This is a genomic window from Syntrophomonas sp. UBA1041 (assembly GCF_002316705.1).
Classification (GTDB): Bacteria; Bacillota; Syntrophomonadia; order Syntrophomonadales; family Syntrophomonadaceae; genus DTU019.
Genome location: NZ_DCEA01000031.1, coordinates 4,062 through 4,310, shown reverse-complemented (window position 1 = coordinate 4,310; position 249 = coordinate 4,062). Strand labels below are relative to the sequence as shown.

Below are 249 nucleotides of genomic sequence, written 5' to 3'. Positions count from 1 at the left end.
ATACCAGCCACTATCGGAATAATAAGTGATAATACCAATATGCCGTCTCTGATAAACCTGGTTACCACCTGATTAAATACAAAACTACCGGTTAGCCCGGAAAATTGCCATGCAAAATAGGAAAGGATTATGAATATTGCCGGAACCATATACTCACTATCTAACAGTCTGCTTGCTTCCTCTTTTATCCTCAACTGTAGATCCCCCGCCTTTCTCTTACCAGTAATGCATATAGAATAATGCCATAGG

1 pseudogene is annotated in these 249 nt (G+C 39.8%); it reads right to left on the bottom strand.

Features of this window, described 5'->3' with window-relative positions:
• Nucleotides 1-194, bottom strand: a pseudogene (locus tag B2633_RS05255) (hypothetical protein); the annotation flags it as partial.
• Between the last annotated feature and the right edge of the window lie 55 nt (nt 195-249).